Genomic DNA, 16,416 nt, shown 5'->3' with positions numbered 1-16,416 from the left:
CTACCCCTCTCCTCGTCTCATGCTCGGTGGCGGCTGTTTCGTCGCCGCGTCACCGTGGTTTCGGCGTGGTTACCCGGTCATACCCCGGCTCCGGCGAGGCTGGGCACCTGCTCGACGGCGAACGTGCGGCGCAGGTAGTAGAACCAGGTGAGGAACGCGAACACGACGTAGCCGGCGAGGAACACCCACAGCGCGCTGGTCGACCAGTCCGCGTTGGCCTGGGCCACCGCGACCTTCTCCGCCGCGGTCTCGGCCGCGCCGACCGCCGCGGTCACCCCGAGGCTCGCCTCGCGGAACATCACCTGGATGAGGAACCCGCCGAACGCGCCGATCGCGCCCGCGATGCCGATCACCGCAGCCGCCTCGCGCTTGAACCGCAACGTGGTCGCCGCCTGGTCGAGGTCCTTCTCCGCAGCCTCCCGCCGGCCCAGCTCACCGAAGATCACCGGGATCATCCGGTAGGTGGACCCGTTGCCGGCGCCGGAAAGCAGGAAGATCACCATGTAGGAACCGAAGAACAGCCCGAAACTGTGCTCGTTGACCCCCACGATCGCCAGCGCCGTGCACGCGATCATGCCGACGAAGCAGAACATGGTCACCCGGGCGCCGCCGATCCGGTCGGACAGCCACCCGCCGAACGGCCGGGACACCGACCCGATCAGCGCGCCGAGGAAACCAAGGCCCGCCAGGTAGGTCGCGATGAACGGGTTGGCCGCGAGGAACTCCGGGAAGGTGTTCTTGATGACCAGCGGCAACGCGAACGAATACCCGATGAACGAGCCGAAGGTGCCGATGTAGAGGACCGACATGATCCAGGTCTGCCCGTGGCGCAGCGCCGCGACATAGGACCGCGCGTCCGACCGCGCCTGGGTCAGGCTGTCCATGAACAGCCACGCGCACACCGCGGCCGCGATCACGAACGGGATCCAGATCAGCCCGGCATAGGCCAGGTGCACCTCGTGCTGGGGCAGCCGCGCGGCCGCCGCCGGCACGCCGATGATCACCACCAGCGGCACCACCAACTGCACGACCGCCACCCCGAGGTTCCCGCCGGCGGCGTTGAGCCCGAGCGCGAAACCCTTGCGGCGCTCGGGATAGAAGAACGAGATGTTCGCCATCGACGAGGAGAAGTTGCCCCCGCCGACACCCGCGGTCGCCGCACACACCAGCAGCACCAGGAACTGCGTGTCATGGGTCTGCGAAGCCAGCCAGCCACTCGGCACGACCACCGCGAGCAGCGTCGAGGGCAACAGCAGCAGCCCGGCGCTGACCACCGTCCACATGCGACCGCCGAACCGGGGAACGGCGAAGGTGTAGGGGATGCGCAGCGCCGATCCGACCAGGTTGGGCACCGCGGTCAGCCAGAACGTCTCCGACAGCGACATCGGCAGGCCGGCGTTGGCGAGGTTGATCACCACTACCGACCAGAGCACCCAGATGGCGAACCCGAGGTGCTCGGCGAAGATCGAGAAGACCAGGTTGCGACGGGCGATCCGGCGGCCGGTACTGGCCCAGAACCGCTCGTCGTCCGGGTTCCAGTCGTCGATCCACCGCCCGCGCCGACGTGCCCCGAAACGTTCAATGATCATGTGTCCTCCGGATCAGTGGTACTCAGCCAGTCGGCGATGACCCGTACGGCGTCGCGGCAGCCGCCACAGCCGGTGGTGGCCCTGGTCGCGGTCGCGAGCGCGGCCGGCGATCTGGCGCCACCGCGCCACGCGGCGACCAGCGCCCGTTTGCTCACGGTGTTGCAACGGCAGACCGTAGCCGAGGCCGGCAGGTCGACCGGACTGGCCGGTTGACCGGTCGCGGCCCGGCCGAGCAACAGCGCCAACCGGTCGGCGGGCGCGGGCCCTCCTCGGTCGTAGAGCTGGGTGATGGCCGCGGCCGCGTCCGGCGCGCCGAGCACGATCGCGCCGGCCACCCGGTCCTCGCGCAGCACCAGCTTGGTGTACCGGCCGCGGGTGATGTCCTGCAGGCACAGGACTTCCGCGTCCGGACTGTGCACATCGGCGTGCACGTCGCCGAGCGCGGCCAGGTCGACGTCCCTGGCCTTGAGCCTGGTCACCACCGGTGTGCCCCGGTAGCGGGCGGCGGGATCGGTGCCGGTCAACAGGTCGGCGAGCACGGCGGCCTGCTCCCAGGCCGGCGCCACCAGACCGGACACCGTGCCGGGGTGGCGCGCGCAGTCACCAAGCGCGTGCACGCGCGGGTCGCTGGTGCGCAGCGCGTCGTCCACCAGCACGCCGCCGTCGACGGCCAGCCCGGCGGCCTGCGCCAGCGCGGTCTGCTGGCGCACCCCGGCCGAGACGATCACCTGATCGGCCGGCACATGGCTGCCGTCGGCCAGTTTGAGCCCGTCACCAGGCAGGTAACGCGCGGCGGTCACCCCGAGACGGGTCTCGATGCCCAGCCTGGCCAGCGTCGCGGCCAACACCCGCCCGGCGGCCGAGTCGAGCTGGCGTTCCATCAGATGCCCGACCGGGTGCACGACGGTGACCAGGTTTCCCCGGTGCGCCAGGCCACGGGCGGCCTCCAGCCCGAGCAGCCCTCCGCCGAGCACGGCGACCGGCGCGCCCGGCCGGGACGCGGCGAGGATCCGCTCGCAGTCGTCCAGCGTGCGGAACGCGACCGCGCCAGCCGCCAGCCCGTCCTCGGTGACCAGGCCCTCCACCGGCGGCAGCCACGGCCGGCTCCCGGTGGCCAGCACAAGCACCTCGTAGTCCACTGTGGACCCGTCGGAGAGCGTCACGACGCGCGCCGCGCGGTCCAGGCCGGTCGCCGACACCCCGGCACGCAGGTCGACCCGGTGGCGCCGCGGCCAGTCCCGGTCCTGCAGGTGCACCGACTCCGGGGACAGCGAGCCGCCGAGCACGGCCGAGAGCAGCACCCGGTTGTAGGCCGGATGCACCTCCTCGCCGATCACGGTGATCGCGACCCGCTCGGCATCCGGGTCGCGCCGGCGCAGCTCCTCGACCAGCCGTGCGCCGGCCATTCCGTACCCGACAACGACTATCCGGCGACTCATTCAGCCTCCACAGTGGACAGGCGACCGGCGCAGACCTTGAACTCCGGCATCCGGCTGACCGGGTCGAGCGCGGGGTTGGTCAACAGGTTCGCCCGCCCGGCACCGGGAAAGTGGAACGGCAGGAACAACAGGTCAAGCCGCATCGACGGCACCGCGCGCACCCTGGCGAGCACCGCGCCGCGCCGGGACTCCACCCGCGCGAGGTCGCCGTCGGCCAGCCCGGCGCGCGCGGCGGTGTCCGGATGCACCTCGACGAACGCCGCCGGCACCGCGTCCACCAGCTCGGTCACCAACCGGGTCTGCGCACCGGACTGGTAGTGCTGCAACACCCGGCCCGTGGTGACCTGCAGGGGAAACTCCGCGTCCTGCCTCTCGGCCGGTCCACTGTGGTCGACCGGCACGAACCGGGCCAACCCGTCCGGGTGGGCGAACGAGTCCAGGAACGCCCGTGGCGTGCCGGCGTCCGCAGTGGACACCACCGGCCAGTGCAGCGCCTCGCCAGCCCGCAGCCGCTCGTAGGTCACCCCGGAATAGTCCGCCGGCCCGCCGGCCGACGCACGCCGCAACTCGTCGAAGACCACCACCGGGTCGGCCGGGAACCGATCGGCCGGCTGCCCGAGCAACGCGGCCAGCCCGGCCAGCACCGCCAGGTCGGTCCGCACCTCCGGCGGCGGGTCGAGCGCCTTGCGGCGCAACAGGATCCGGCCCTCCAGATTGGTCAGCGTGCCGTCCTCCTCGGCCCACTGGGCCACCGGCAGCACCACGTCGGCGCACCGCGCGGTCTCCGAGAGCACCACGTCCGCGACCACCAGCAGGTCGAGGGCGGCCAACCGGTCCACCACGTGCGCCGAGCGCGGCGCGGAGACCGCCGGGTTCGAGCCGAACACCAGCAACGCCCGCGCCCTGGTGCCCAGCGCGTCCAGCAGCTCCACCGCCGAGGGCCCCGGCCCCGGCAGTGACGCCGGGTCCACCCCCCACACGCCGGCGACGTGCGCCCGCGCGGCCGGGTCGTCGATCCGCCGATAGCCGGGCAGTTGGTCGGCCTTCTGCCCGTGCTCCCGACCGCCCTGGCCGTTGCCCTGCCCGGTCAGGCAGCCGAACCCGGAGCCCGGCCGGCCCGGCAGCCCGAGCGCCAGCGCCAGGTTGATCCACCCGCTGACCATGTCCGTGCCGCCGGCGTGCTGCTCGGTGCCGCGCGCGGTCAGCACGTAGGCCCCGGCCGCCTCGGCGAGCAGGGCCGCCGCCCGGCGCTGGTCGGCCGCGGCCACCCCGGTGACCCGCTCGGCGCGCTCCGGCCACCACGCCGCCGCCACCCGCCAGGCCTCGTCGAACCCGGTGGTGCGCGCGGCGAGGTACTCCTTGTCCAGGTGGCCGTCGGCGACCACGGCGTGCAGGATGCCCAGCGCGAGCGCGAGGTCGGTGCCCGGCGCGGGCGCCAGGTGCAGGGTGGCCGCCTCGGCGGTCGGTGTGCGCCGGGGGTCGACCACGATCAGCTCGGCGTCGGCGAGGTGCTGCATGAACGGCGGCATCGTCTCGGCCGGGTTCGCCCCGGCCAGCAGCACCACGCCCGCGCCGGCCAGATCGGTCACCGGGAACGGCAGCCCACGGTCCACCCCGAACGCCCGGCTGCCAGCGGCGGCGGCCGAGGACATACAGAACCGGCCGTTGTAGTCGATCATCGAGGTGCCCAGCGCGACCCTGGCGAACTTGCCGAGCAGGTAGGCCTTCTCGTTGGTCAGCCCGCCGCCGCCGAACACCGCGACCGCGTCGGCCCCGTGTTCGTCCTGGACGGCGATGATCCTGGCGGCCACCTCGGCCAGCGCGACGTCCCACGTGGACGGCCGAAGCGCGCCACCCGATCGGACGAGCGGCCTGGTCAGCCGTCCGGGTGAGTCCAGGACCGCGGCGGCGGTCCAGCCCTTCTGGCACAGCCCGCCCCGGTTGGTCGGAAAATCGCGCGGCCCGACCGCGCCGTCGGTCAGCCGCATGCCGCACTGAAGGGCGCAGTAGGGGCAGTGGGTGTCGACCGGCATGGCGCTGACGCTAGGGAGCGCGTGTTACCTCATGATGCGGCTATGTTTCCGCCACGCGACATTGCCTGCCGACCCGGCCGGAGTCGACGGTGAGCCTCACAGCTCGGTGACCTGGTGGGCGGCCCGCTCCAGGCCGCTCATCGACTGCTCGCTGGAGTGCGGGTGCAGGGCGTGCACGGCGAGCCGGAACAACAGCGCGTGCAGCAGCGCCTGTGGCCATTCCGGCAGGTGTCCCCAGCGGCGCAGGATCCCCGGGTCGGCCCCGCCCCAGGCCAGCGCGTCGACCACGACCACCGCGGCCGCCCATTCCGCCGGCCGGTGGAAGGCGGTGAAGTCGACGATGCCCGGCGAGGCGGCACCGGTGAACAGCACGTTGCCGAACAGGTCGCCGTGCACGACCTGCGGACGCAGGCTCAGCGGCTTGCGCGAGCCGGTGAGCACGTCGAACAGCCGGCCGCCGCGTCCAGGGGCGAGGGTGGCCTCGTCGGTGCCCGCGGCCACCCGGTCGGCCAGGGCGAACACGTCGTTGCGGGCGCTCAGGAACCGCGGCACGGCCAGGTCGGCGGTGGCGTGGTGCAGGCGGAGTGAGGCGGAGACGATCTCGTCGTAGCGCGGCTCGGGCCGGCCGTCGACGAACCGGTAGGCCGCCCAGCCGCCGACCACCCAGCGCCCGTCGGAGGCCCGCGCCGGTCTGGCGATCCGCATGTCCGGGACGTGCAGCTCCCCCAGGGTCTGCGCGACCCAGGACGCCTCGGCGGGGTTGGCCACCGGGCGCAGGGCGAGATCGGCGCACCGCCACTGCGGCCCGACCTCGACGAGCTCCGGCTCGATCTCCTTGACACCGAACGCCGCACGTACGTGCAGGGGCGGTGGGGTCGGACTCACGACCCAGCACGCTACCCGCGAGTCCGGCGAACTCGTCGTCGGACTCGCGGGGGCGGGTCAGTACGTCGGCAGGCTGGGATCCACGTCACGGGCCCAGCCGAGCACTCCGCCACCGACGTGCACGGCGTCGGCGAAGCCCGCCTTGTGCAGCGCGGCCAGCGCCTCGGCCGACCGGCCGCCGGACTTGCAGTGCAGCACGATCGGCCTGTCCTGCGGGAGCTCGGCCAGCGCGTCGCCGCTGAGGATGCGGTCCTTGGGGATCAGCACCGCGCCCGGGATCGACACGATCTCGTACTCGTGCGGCTCGCGGACGTCGATCAGCGCGAAGTTCTCACCCCGCGCGAACTTGTCCTGCAGCTCACGCGGGGTGATGGTGTGCCCGGCGGCGGCGCTCTGCGCGTCGTCGGACACCACGCCGCAGAACGCGTCGTAGTCGATGAGGCCCTCGATCGGCTTGGTCTCCGGGTCCTTGCGGATCCGGATGGTCCGGTAGGACATCTCCAGCGCGTCGTAGACCATCAGCCGGCCGAGCAACGGCTCGCCGATGCCGGTCAGCAGCTTGATCGCCTCGGTGACCATGACCGAGCCGATGGACGCGCACAGCACGCCCAGCACGCCGCCCTCGGCGCACGACGGGACCATGCCCGGCGGCGGCGGCTCGGGGTAGAGGTCGCGGTAGTTGAGTCCCTGGCCGTTGGGCGCGTCCTCCCAGAACACGCTGACCTGGCCCTCGAACCGGAAGATGGAGCCCCAGACGTAGGGCTTGCCGAGCAGCACGGCGGCGTCGTTGACCAGGTACCTGGTGGCGAAGTTGTCCGTGCCGTCCAGGATCAGGTCGTAGTCGCGGAAGACGTCCAGCGCGTTGTCCGAGGTGAGCTGCTGGGTGTGCAGGTTCACGGTGACGAACGGGTTGATCTCGGCGACCGACTCCTTGGCCGACTGCGCCTTGAGCTTGCCGACGTCGGACTGGCCGTGGATCACCTGCCGCTGCAGGTTGGACTCGTCGACGACGTCGAAGTCGACCACGCCGAGCGTGCCGACGCCCGCGGCGGCCAGGTACAGCAGGGCCGGGCTGCCGAGCCCGCCGGCGCCGACCACCAGCACCTTGGCGTTCTTCAGGCGTTTCTGCCCGTCCACCCCGACATCGGGGATGATCAGATGCCGGCTGTAGCGAGCGACCTCATCCTTGGTCAGCTCCTCTGCCGGCTCCACCAGCGGCGGCAAACTGCCTGCCATGGGTCCTCCTCGACGCGATCCACCTGTGCTCCCAGTCTGCTCAGGTCAACGCGATCGTCCCAGCAGACCTTCCCCCGTTCCCACATGCCGGGACGACGGGCGGCACGGGTCAGGCGGGGGGTTGGGCCTGGGGGTTGGGCCACGGGTTGTAGCGGCAGGTCTTGCCGTCTGGTTGGACGGGGTCGGCGTTGCCCACCTGGTCGTTGAGCTGGGCGACGTAGTTGTTGGCCACGCCGAAGCTCTGCTGCATCATCACCGGGGCCAGGTCGCCGGTCTTGCCACAGCCGACGTGGCCGTTGCCGAAGGCGTGGCCAATCTCGTGGTTGATGGCGTAGATCCGGTAGTTGCCGGAGTCGCCGGCGAACACGACCGCGCCGCGCACCCAGCGTGCCAGGTTGATCATCACCCGGCTCTCGCTGCGCCGCCAGCACGACGACTCGTACCTGATCGAGTAGCCGCAGTACTCGTTCTTGTGCACGGTGTCCGGCGTGGCCAGCGTGATCCGGATGTCCGGGTCGTCGTCGCCGTCCACCCGCTGCACCGACACCTGCCCGGTGGCCGCCCAGCCGCGCGGGTCGGCGAGCGTGGAGTCGATCAACGAACCGAACGTGTCGTTGCCGCCCTGGGAGCTCAGGTCGATGCCGCGCTCGATTTCCACCGAGTAGGTGAACAGCTCGCCACCGTTGCCCAGCCGCTCGCCCCGTCCCGGCTGGACGTCGAACTCGCCCTGACCGGTCTGCGCGTACGGCGCGCCGTTGGGCAGCTCGGCGGTCGGGATGTTCAGGTCCGGCGGCACGGCGGCCTTCTCGGTGGCCTGCGGGTCGACCGGCTGGTCGGCGTTCTGGGTCTCCTGCTCGCCGCGGACCCCGGAGATCGGGCCGGCGTCCACGCTGCCGCCGTCCTGGCCGCGGATGTCCATGAACACCAGCACGGTGATCGCCACCAGCACGGGCACCAGGTAGATCCGCCAGGTGTAGGTCGACAGGAAACCACGCAGCCCGCGCTTGGCGGGCTTGCGCTTTCGCCGCTGTCCGCGTGGGGTCTCACCATCCGGCCGCCATGAGGCGGCAAGTGGTTGCGCCGAGGTGCGGCGCGCTCCCGCGCGGTACCGATCCTGGACGCGCTTCGTCACGCGCCCACCATGCCACAACTTGGTAACGACGTGTCGATGTACCACCCGTGCTGGGTGACGCCGTTCACCACTCGCCGGCGGCCACCCGCTCCCACATGCCAAGAGTCGCCCGCGCCACCGTCGCCGGGCGCTCCATCTGCGCGACATGACCGGTCCTCGGCAACACCAGCAGCCGCCCCCTTGGCAGCAGTTGCGCCGTGCGCGGCGCCTTGCGCACCGTGACCAGCTTGTCCTCGGTGCCCCAGACGACCAGCGTGGGGATGTCGATCCTCGGCGCGAGCGTCCACAGCGACCGCGACCGGGGCACCAGCCAGCTGCGGATCAGGCCGATCGTGCTGCGCGCGAGCGCCGGGTTGGCCCACGCCAGCTGTTCACGCTCCAGCAGCTCCACGGCGGCCTCTGCCCGGCGCGACTCCGGGATCTGGTCGGGCACGGCGAAACAGAGCCGCAGCAGCCGCATGACCCGGATCGCGGCGTCCTCGCCGGCCAGCTGCCGGCGCACGAGCGGCCCGACCAGCGGCAGGAACGCCAGCGGCAACCGGGGATCGGACATCCGCGACAGCCACGGCCGCAGGTCGGGCATCGCGGGCGAGATCAGCACCAGCGTGCGCACCAGCTCGGGGTACCGCTCGGCGAGCAGGACCGAGATCGCGCCGCCCATCGAGTTGCCGAACAGGTGCACCGGGCCGACGTCGAGACCTCGGATGAATCGAGCGACGATGTCCGCGTGCGCGGACATCGAGAAGTCGAAGTCGGCCGGCGGCTCGGAGCGCCCGAACCCGGGCAGGTCCGGCGCGACGCCGGGGACGAAGCCGGCGAGCTGGCTGGCCAGATCGGTCCAGTTGGTGGCCGAGCCGCCGAGGCCGTGCACGTAGACCGCGGTCGCCTCGGCGTCGGTCGGGCCCGGTGTTCGCCGCACGTGCAGCGACACGCCGCCGGCGGTCTCGTCGGCGCCCGGCCACGGTGGGATGGACATGTCCACCGGCGGTAACACGGCGTCGGACAGCGGGACTCGAGTGACCGAAGGCCTGGTCGCGGCGCTGGTGCCCATACTTCCAGTGTCCATGATTGTCCCTAACACCGGCGGACGATCGCGGTCGACCGTTACCGGCGAGTAAGGTCGAATCACCCGCACGGGTTGGTGTCCCCGGCCCAGCGAACGGAGCGAACGCGTGGGAGACGGCATGTCGGAGACGATGCAACAGGGTGGCCCCGCCAACCGGGCGGCCAGACTGCCCAGGACCGCACGGCGGGCCCAGTTGCTCGCCGCGGCGCAGGACGTGTTCGCCAAGAACGGCTACCACGCGGCCGCGATGGACGAGATCGCCGAGCGCGCCGGGGTCAGCAAGCCGGTGCTCTACCAGCACTTCCCCGGCAAGCTCGAGCTGTACATGGCCCTGCTGGAGATGCACGTCGACGAGCTGATCATGCGGGTCACCGACGCCATGGAGTCCACGTCGGACAACAAGGCCAGGGTGCGCAACGCGGTCAGCGCCTACTTCGACTTCGTGGACGGCGAGAGCCAGGCCTACCGGCTGGTCTTCGAGTCCGACCTGCGGGGCGAGCCGGCCGTGCAGGCCGCGATCGACCGGGGCACCGACGCGTGCACCGCGGCCATCACCGCCACCATCACCGCCGACGCCGGCCTGGACGAGGAACGCGCCCGGCTGCTCGCGGTCGGCCTGGTCGGCGTCAGCCAGGTGGCCGCCCGCTCGTGGCTGGCCAACAACCGCTCCATGGCCAAGGAGGAGGCGGTGGCGCTGATCTCGACGCTGGCCTGGAAGGGCATCGGCGGCGGATACCCACTGCAGAGCACGTGAGCGGTCATCGGTTCCCCGGTCGCCGGGGGTAATCTCGCGTAATGCCCGACGACCGCACCGGCGACGCCAGACGAGACCGCTGGCGGTCACACCGGGCCGCGCGCCGGGCGGAGTTCGTCGAGGCGGCGATGCGGGCGCTCACCGAGCACGGGCCCGATGTCGGCATGGACCACATCGCCGCGGAGGCCGGGGTCACCAAACCGGTCCTGTACCGGCATTTCGCGGACAAGGCGGACCTGTTCGTCGCCCTGGGCCAACGCGGAACGGAGATCCTGTTCGCCCGGCTCATCCCGGCGCTGAACAACGAGGAAGCGCCGGTGCCGCGCATCCGCAAGAGCCTGGACGCGTTCTTCACCACGGTCGAGGAGCACCCGCACCTGTACCGGGTGCTGATCCGCCGCAGCTTCGCCAAGACCCAGCTGGAACAGGACATCGTCGGCGAGGACAAGGAGCTGATCGCGAACGCGATCGCCGCGATGCTCGGCGACTACCTGCGCGCGCTGGACATCGACTCCGGCGGCGCCGAGCCGTGGGGCCACGGCATCGTCGGCATGGTCCAGAACGTGAGCGAGTGGTGGCTGGAGCGCCGGACGATGAGCCGGGACGCGGTGGTCGAGTACCTGACCCAGATCATCTGGTCGGCGATCGACGGCTTCACCCGCGCCAACGGCATCGTCCTCGATCCGAACAAGCCGCTGGACGTCAACAAAGTGGTGAAGCTCACCACGGTGACCCGCGCCAGCGACGTGCGCTGAGGCCTCGCCGGTCCGCGCCTACGTGGCGAAGCCGACCCGCTTGCTGTCCGCCGTGCCGATCTCCACGTACGCGACCCGCCCGGACGGCACCAGGTAACGCCTGCCCTTGTCGTCCACCAGGCTCAGCGTCGCCTCGGAGTTCTGCAACGCCGTCGCGACGAGCGACTCGATCTCGTCCGGTGTCTGGTCGCTGTTGAGCACCAGTTCCCGTGCGGTGTCCGCGACTCCGACCTTGACCTCCACGCTGACCTCCGCCTCGATGCCCAAGTACTGACCAGACAAGGCTAGCCGAGACCCAACGCGGTCATCCGCTTGCCATGTGCCTGCTGCAACCGCCGGAACAACGCCGCGATTCCCGCGAGGTCCCCGGTGCCGGTGACGATCAGCTCCGCGAGCCCGTCGCGCTCGGCCACCACGTACTGCGCCTGGGTCAGCGCCTCACCGAGCAGCCGCCGGCCCCACAGGGTCAGCCGGTCGCGCACGGTCCGGTCGCGCTCGATGGCCGCGAGCACCTCCCGCTCGGCGAAGGCCGAGTGCCCGGTGTCGGCCAGCACCTCGATGACCAGGTCCCTGGTCGCCGGGTCGAGCCAGTTGCCGATCTCGCGGTACAGGTCGGCCGCGAGCCCGTCGCCGACGTAGGCCTTGACGAGTGACTCCAGCCACGATCGCGGCGCGGTGGAGGCGTGCCAGGTGTCGAAGTGCCCGATGAACGGGCGCATCGCCTCCTGCACGTCGACGCCGTGGTCGGCCAGGAAGCCCTCGATCAGCGTGTAGTGCGCGATCTCGGCCGCGGCCATCGCCGACAGCGCGGCCCGCCCGGACAGCGTCACCGCCTGCCGCGCGTCCTCGGCGAGCCGGTCGAACGCCGAGAGCTCGCCGTAGGCCAACACGCCGAGCAGGTCCACGGTCCCGGTGCCAAGTGACGACTCGCTCATGGGGCATGAGGGTATCGGGACCCCGACGCAGGTAGACTGACCAGGACGCGAGCTGTCAACAGCCGCGCGAAGAGGGTGTGCGCGCCTCGCCGGCCCTCCCGCACCGACGCAAGTGTGCGGTCGAGCGGCCCGTCCAGGGCGGAGCGCGCTGGACCAAAGAGGAGAAACTCATCACCGTCACAACCGACAACCACGAAAATCACGAAACTACCGGGGTCGATCCCGTCACGCTGGAACACAGCGAGGCCGGGGTCCCCGAGACCGACCCGTCCCATCCGCTCCAGGCAGGTGCGCCGGTACGCGACGATTCTCCCACCTTCGCCGAGTTCGGCGTGCACGAGGAGATCGTCCGGGCGCTCACCGAGGCCGGCATCGAGCGGACGTTCGCGATCCAGGAACTGACCCTCCCGCTGGCGCTGGCCGGCGAGGACGTCATCGGCCAGGCCCGTACCGGCACCGGCAAGACCCTCGGCTTCGGCGTGCCGCTGCTGCAGCGGCTCGTGCTGCCCGGCGACGGCACGCCGCAGGTCCTGGTCGTGGTGCCGACCCGCGAGCTGTGCCTGCAGGTCACCCACGACCTCACCGACGCCGGCAAGTACCTCGGCGTCCGGGTGCTGTCCATCTACGGCGGCCGGCCCTACGAGCCGCAGATCGAGGCCCTGCGCAAGGGCGTCGACATCGTCGTCGGCACGCCCGGCCGGCTGCTCGATCTCGCCGAACAGCGCCACCTGGTGCTGGGCAAGGTCGGCGCGCTGGTGCTCGACGAGGCCGACCGGATGCTCGACCTCGGCTTCCTGCCCGACATCGAGCGGATCCTGCGGATGGTCCCCGACGAGCGGCACACGATGCTGTTCTCGGCCACCATGCCGGGCCCGATCATCACCCTGGCCCGCACGTTCCTGCACCGCCCGACCCACATCCGGGCCGAGGAGACCGACGCGGGCGCCATCCACGAGCGCACCCGCCAGTTCGTCTACCGGGCCCACTCGCTGGACAAGATCGAGGTCGTTGCCCGCGCGCTGCAGGCCAAGGGCCGTGGGCTCGCGATGATCTTCAGCCGCACCAAGCGCACCGCGCAGAAGGTGGCCGACGACCTGACCGACCGCGGCTTCGCGGTCGCCGCGGTGCACGGCGACCTCGGCCAGGGCGCCCGCGAGCAGGCACTGCGCGCGTTCCGCTCCGGCAAGGTCGACGTGCTCATCGCCACCGACGTCGCCGGTCGCGGCATCGACATCGAGGGCGTCACGCACGTGATCAACTTCCAGTGCCCTGAGGACGACGGCTCGTACGTGCACCGGATCGGCCGCACCGGCCGCGCCGGCCGCGAGGGCGTCGCGATCACCCTGGTCGACTGGGACGAGGAGCCGCGCTGGAAGCTGATCAGCGACACCCTCGGCCTTGGCATCCCGGAGCCGGTGGAGACCTACTCCACCTCCGAGCACCTGTTCTCCGACCTCGGCATCCCGGAGGGGTCGACCGGTCGGCTCCCGCTGGCCAAGCGCACCCGCGCCGGCCTGGACGCCGAGCCGGAGGAGGACCTCGGCGGCAAGGCCCCCGGTCGCGGCCGGGGCCGGACGCGGAGTACCCGGCGTCGCGGCGAGACCAAGCCTGCCGGTGGCGAGCGCCAGCACACGACCGACCCCGATGGCGGTGAGCCCCGCCAGCGGCGGCGCAAGCGCCGCCGGGGCGGCGCCGAGACCGGCCAGCAGGCCGAGCCGGTGGCCGAGCCGTCGAGCGGCACCTCGCCAAGCGGCCGGTCCGACCGGCCGGCCCGCCAGCGGCGGCGTCGCCGGGCCGGGGTCGAGGTCAGCGGCGAGGCACCGAACACGAGCGAAACAGCGTCTTCGGCAGACTGACCCCCCGTGAGCAACCTCATCGGGGACGAGGACGCGCTGGACGGCCCGGCCGAGCAGGACGAGCAGGACGACGTCCAGCAGGGCGCGCGGACCCGATTCCGGCGCAAGCGCGACGTGACGGCGGCGGCACTGATCGCCGCCGTCGCGGTGGCCGCCGGCCTGCTGGTCTGGCAGACCAGCGACATCCGGGCCACCACGTCGGACACCTACACCGGCACGGCGACCTCGCCCGCGCCCCCGACGTCGTTCCCGCCCTCGCTCGGTGAGACCTGGCGGGCGCCCAGCCCGGCCACGCCGACACCGGTCGCCATCGGCCCGGTGGTGATCACCGGCGACGGCGGCGACGTCATCGGCCGCGACCCGGTGTCCGGCGAGGAGCGCTGGCGCTATCACCGTGACCTGCCGTTGTGCACGCTGACCTCGGCGTGGTCGGTCTCCGTCGCGGTGTACGAGCGGACGGCCAACCTGCTGCCGGCCGGCGACGCGCGCCGGTCGGGAGGCTGCAGCGAGGTCACCGCGCTCGACCCGGCCAGCGGCCAGCGCGGCCGCCCGCGCCAGCCAGACGACGGGCGCACCAAGCCCGACCTCGGCCAACGCAACTCCGACGCCGAGCTCGGCACCCAGCTGCTCTACGACGGCAACTACCTGACCACCACCGGTCGCCGGCTGCTGACCACCTGGCGCTCGGACCTGGTGCAGACCATGGAGTACGGCCAGGTCCCCGCGCTGCAGAACCCGGAGAAGCAGCCGCGCACCGGCTGCACCTACGGCTCGGTCGCCGTCGACGAGGGCCGGGTCGGGGTGATCGAACGCTGCCCGGACGACCAGGGCGACCGGCTGACGGTCTACCGCGCCACCGGCAACGACGGCTCGGACAAGCCGGAGGTGTCGGCCAGCGTCGCCCTCAACTCCCATGGCTCCCGGGTGATCGCGCTGAGCGACGAGTGCAAGATCGACGCCGAGGACGAGCACGACACCCAGCAGTGCACGGTGGTCGTCGTGCCCCGACCCGCCCGGCTGCTGGTGTTCGACGAGCAGGGCCGGCAGGCCGCCTCCCACTCGCTCTCACTGGCCCCCGGCGACCTGCCGGACGAGGACCCGCCAGGGCACGCGGTGGCGACCAACGAGGCGCCCGGCGCGGTCTACTGGTTCACCGGGTCGCGGACGATCGCGCTGTCCAAGGCGGATCTGCGGCCGCTGTGGACCGTGGAGAACGCGCTCGGCCCCGGCACGATGTTCGCCAACCGGATCCTGGTGCCCGTGGTCGACGGCATCGTGGTGCTCAACCCGGTCGACGGCACGGAGCGCGGCCGGATCCCGGTGGACCGAGGTGACTACCGGGGCCTGGTGACCATGTCCTCGAGCGGGCCGATGGTGCTCGAACAACGCGGTGACGTGTTGGTCGCACTTCGTTGAATTTCATCTCGCCTCTACGGCGGTTCGAGGCGTTGTGCGGGACACTCGACGGGTGAGCCAACTTCCGCCGTCACAGATCAGCCCGCACCAGGGGCGGCACGTTGAGCTACCTGGCCGGTACGGGCCCATCGCCGCGTTGCACGCCACCGCGAGGGAGGTGGACGGACATCCGGCGCCGATCGCGCTGCTGGTGCCCGGCTACACGGGCTCCAAGGAGGACTTCGCTCCCCTGCTCGACCCGATCACCGAGGCCGGGCTGCACGCGATCGCGATCGACCTGCCAGGTCAGCACGAGTCCGGCGGCCCGGACGACGAGGACGCCTACCTGCCGGCCCCGCTCGGCTCGGTGCTGGCCGAGCTGATCGGCAAGCTGTCCGCGGAGGGCAACCGGGTGGTGCTGCTCGGCCACTCCTACGGCGGGCTCGTGGCCAGGGGCGCGGTGCTGGCCGGCGCGCCGATCGTGGGGCTCACGCTGATGGGCAGCGGCCCGTCGGAACTGCCGGACGGCGCCCGGCTGCGGGCGCTCGAGGTCGGCGACCCGATGTTGCGCACCCACGGCATCGCCGCCGCCCAGAAGCTGCGCGAGGAGCTGGACCTGCTGTCGCCGGCCCGCGCGGCCAAGGCGCCCGAGCTGGCGACGTTCCTGCGGGAGCGGTTCCTCGGCTCCCAACTGGCCGCGCTGCTCGGCATGGCCCACGGCCTGCGCACCGAGCCGGACCAGATCGCGATGCTGGCCAGGGTGCTGCACACCGAGGGCATCCCGTGCCTGGTGACCTGCGGGGAGCACGACGACGCGTGGTCGGTGCCCAGTCAGCGGGACATGGCCGACCGGCTCGACGCCGACTTCGCGGTGATCCCGAACGCGGTGCATTCCCCGAACGTGGAGAACCCGGCGGTCCTGCTGGCCACGCTGTTGCCGACCTGGCACTCGTGGCTCAACGCCTGACCGTCAGGCCCACCACAGCATCCACATGGTGGCGCCGGTGATCACCACGACGCCCAGTGCCGCGACCGTGGCCACCAGCCCGGTCGCCCGGTCGGCCACGCGCTGCACCAGCACAGCCAGCACGGCCGCGCAGAGATGGCCGAGCACCATGGCCGTTCCCGGGCCGGGCATGTCGCGCGCCCAGGCGAGCACCTGGAACACGACGATCACCACGGCCAGTACGGACAACCCGACCGCCAGCGCGCCGGCGAGCTCGCGGCCGAACCCGCCGCCGACGGGACGGGTGGCTGGCGGCTGCTCGGTGTTGACGGCGACCGTGGCGGCGCCAGCGCTCGCCAGCGGGACTGTCGGTGAGTTGTCCTGAACCACGCCGG

15 protein-coding genes are annotated in these 16,416 nt (G+C 72.0%); 5 read left to right on the top strand and 10 right to left on the bottom strand.

The features are described from left to right. Positions 1-77: 77 nt before the first annotated feature. The 7 genes from ACYVIP_RS19250 to ACYVIP_RS19220 form a co-directional block, all read right to left on the bottom strand. Positions 78-1,589 (bottom strand): MFS transporter, encoded by a 1,512-nt coding sequence (locus ACYVIP_RS19250; RefSeq protein WP_460398102.1) that lies wholly within the window; start codon positions 1,587-1,589, stop codon positions 78-80. Next, on the bottom strand, positions 1,586-3,028 hold the full coding sequence (locus ACYVIP_RS19245; protein ID WP_460398100.1) for an FAD-dependent oxidoreductase: 1,443 nt from the start codon (positions 3,026-3,028) through the stop codon (positions 1,586-1,588). The genes ACYVIP_RS19250 and ACYVIP_RS19245 overlap by 4 nt, the downstream gene beginning before the upstream one ends. Continuing rightward, positions 3,025-5,061: a molybdopterin oxidoreductase family protein gene (locus ACYVIP_RS19240; RefSeq protein ID WP_460398098.1), complete on the bottom strand. Its 2,037-nt coding sequence runs from the start codon at positions 5,059-5,061 to the stop codon at positions 3,025-3,027. The genes ACYVIP_RS19245 and ACYVIP_RS19240 overlap by 4 nt, the downstream gene beginning before the upstream one ends. Positions 5,062-5,157: 96 nt before the next feature. Continuing rightward, entirely contained in the window at positions 5,158-5,946 is a 789-nt protein-coding gene (locus ACYVIP_RS19235) for a TIGR02569 family protein (RefSeq protein WP_460398095.1), read from the bottom strand. A gap of 57 nt (positions 5,947-6,003) precedes the next feature. After that, entirely contained in the window at positions 6,004-7,182 is a 1,179-nt protein-coding gene (gene moeZ / locus ACYVIP_RS19230) for an adenylyltransferase/sulfurtransferase MoeZ (protein WP_460398093.1), read from the bottom strand. Positions 7,183-7,291: 109 nt separating this feature from the next. After that, positions 7,292-8,314 (bottom strand): DUF3152 domain-containing protein, encoded by a 1,023-nt coding sequence (locus ACYVIP_RS19225; protein WP_460398091.1) that lies wholly within the window; start codon positions 8,312-8,314, stop codon positions 7,292-7,294. Between the two features lie 64 nt (positions 8,315-8,378). Continuing rightward, complete coding sequence (locus ACYVIP_RS19220) at positions 8,379-9,380, bottom strand: alpha/beta fold hydrolase (protein WP_460398089.1); 1,002 nt, start codon at positions 9,378-9,380, stop codon at positions 8,379-8,381. A gap of 118 nt (positions 9,381-9,498) precedes the next feature. Here ACYVIP_RS19220 and ACYVIP_RS19215 point away from each other — a divergent pair, with 118 nt between their 5' ends. Both ACYVIP_RS19215 and ACYVIP_RS19210 read left to right on the top strand, forming a co-directional pair. Next, complete coding sequence (locus ACYVIP_RS19215; protein ID WP_460398087.1) at positions 9,499-10,134, top strand: TetR/AcrR family transcriptional regulator; 636 nt, start codon at positions 9,499-9,501, stop codon at positions 10,132-10,134. 41 nt (positions 10,135-10,175) lie between these two features. Beyond that, positions 10,176-10,889 (top strand): TetR/AcrR family transcriptional regulator, encoded by a 714-nt coding sequence (locus ACYVIP_RS19210; protein ID WP_460398085.1) that lies wholly within the window; start codon positions 10,176-10,178, stop codon positions 10,887-10,889. Between the two features lie 18 nt (positions 10,890-10,907). Here the strand turns inward: ACYVIP_RS19210 and ACYVIP_RS19205 are convergent, their stop codons facing one another. Together ACYVIP_RS19205 and ACYVIP_RS19200 are read right to left on the bottom strand one after the other, a co-directional pair. Beyond that, positions 10,908-11,156 carry a DUF3107 domain-containing protein gene (locus ACYVIP_RS19205; protein ID WP_460398083.1) on the bottom strand — a complete coding sequence of 83 codons (249 nt, stop codon included), beginning with the start codon at positions 11,154-11,156 and terminating at the stop codon, positions 10,908-10,910. A 17-nt stretch (positions 11,157-11,173) separates the two neighbouring features. Beyond that, a complete protein-coding gene (locus ACYVIP_RS19200; protein ID WP_460398081.1) occupies positions 11,174-11,824 on the bottom strand; it encodes a ferritin-like fold-containing protein in 651 nt (216 codons plus the stop codon). Between the two features lie 170 nt (positions 11,825-11,994). Here ACYVIP_RS19200 and ACYVIP_RS19195 point away from each other — a divergent pair, with 170 nt between their 5' ends. The 3 genes from ACYVIP_RS19195 to ACYVIP_RS19185 are packed head-to-tail and all read left to right on the top strand — an operon-like array spanning position 11,995 to position 16,042. Further along, positions 11,995-13,680 (top strand): DEAD/DEAH box helicase, encoded by a 1,686-nt coding sequence (locus tag ACYVIP_RS19195; RefSeq protein ID WP_460398236.1) that lies wholly within the window; start codon positions 11,995-11,997, stop codon positions 13,678-13,680. 6 nt (positions 13,681-13,686) lie between these two features. Then, positions 13,687-15,096: an Rv3212 family protein gene (locus tag ACYVIP_RS19190; RefSeq protein ID WP_460398078.1), complete on the top strand. Its 1,410-nt coding sequence runs from the start codon at positions 13,687-13,689 to the stop codon at positions 15,094-15,096. A gap of 52 nt (positions 15,097-15,148) precedes the next feature. Next, entirely contained in the window at positions 15,149-16,042 is an 894-nt protein-coding gene (locus ACYVIP_RS19185; RefSeq protein ID WP_460398076.1) for an alpha/beta fold hydrolase, read from the top strand. A 3-nt stretch (positions 16,043-16,045) separates the two neighbouring features. Here the strand turns inward: ACYVIP_RS19185 and ACYVIP_RS19180 are convergent, their stop codons facing one another. Next, the gene (locus tag ACYVIP_RS19180; RefSeq protein ID WP_460398074.1) at positions 16,046-16,411 is read right to left on the bottom strand and encodes a hypothetical protein; all 366 of its coding nucleotides are present in this window, start codon (positions 16,409-16,411) and stop codon (positions 16,046-16,048) included. Positions 16,412-16,416 lie beyond the last annotated feature (5 nt).

Source organism: Actinophytocola sediminis (genome assembly GCF_054779715.1).
Note: the sequence above shows the minus strand (reverse complement) of the source record. Positions and strands in the feature narration are given on the sequence as shown.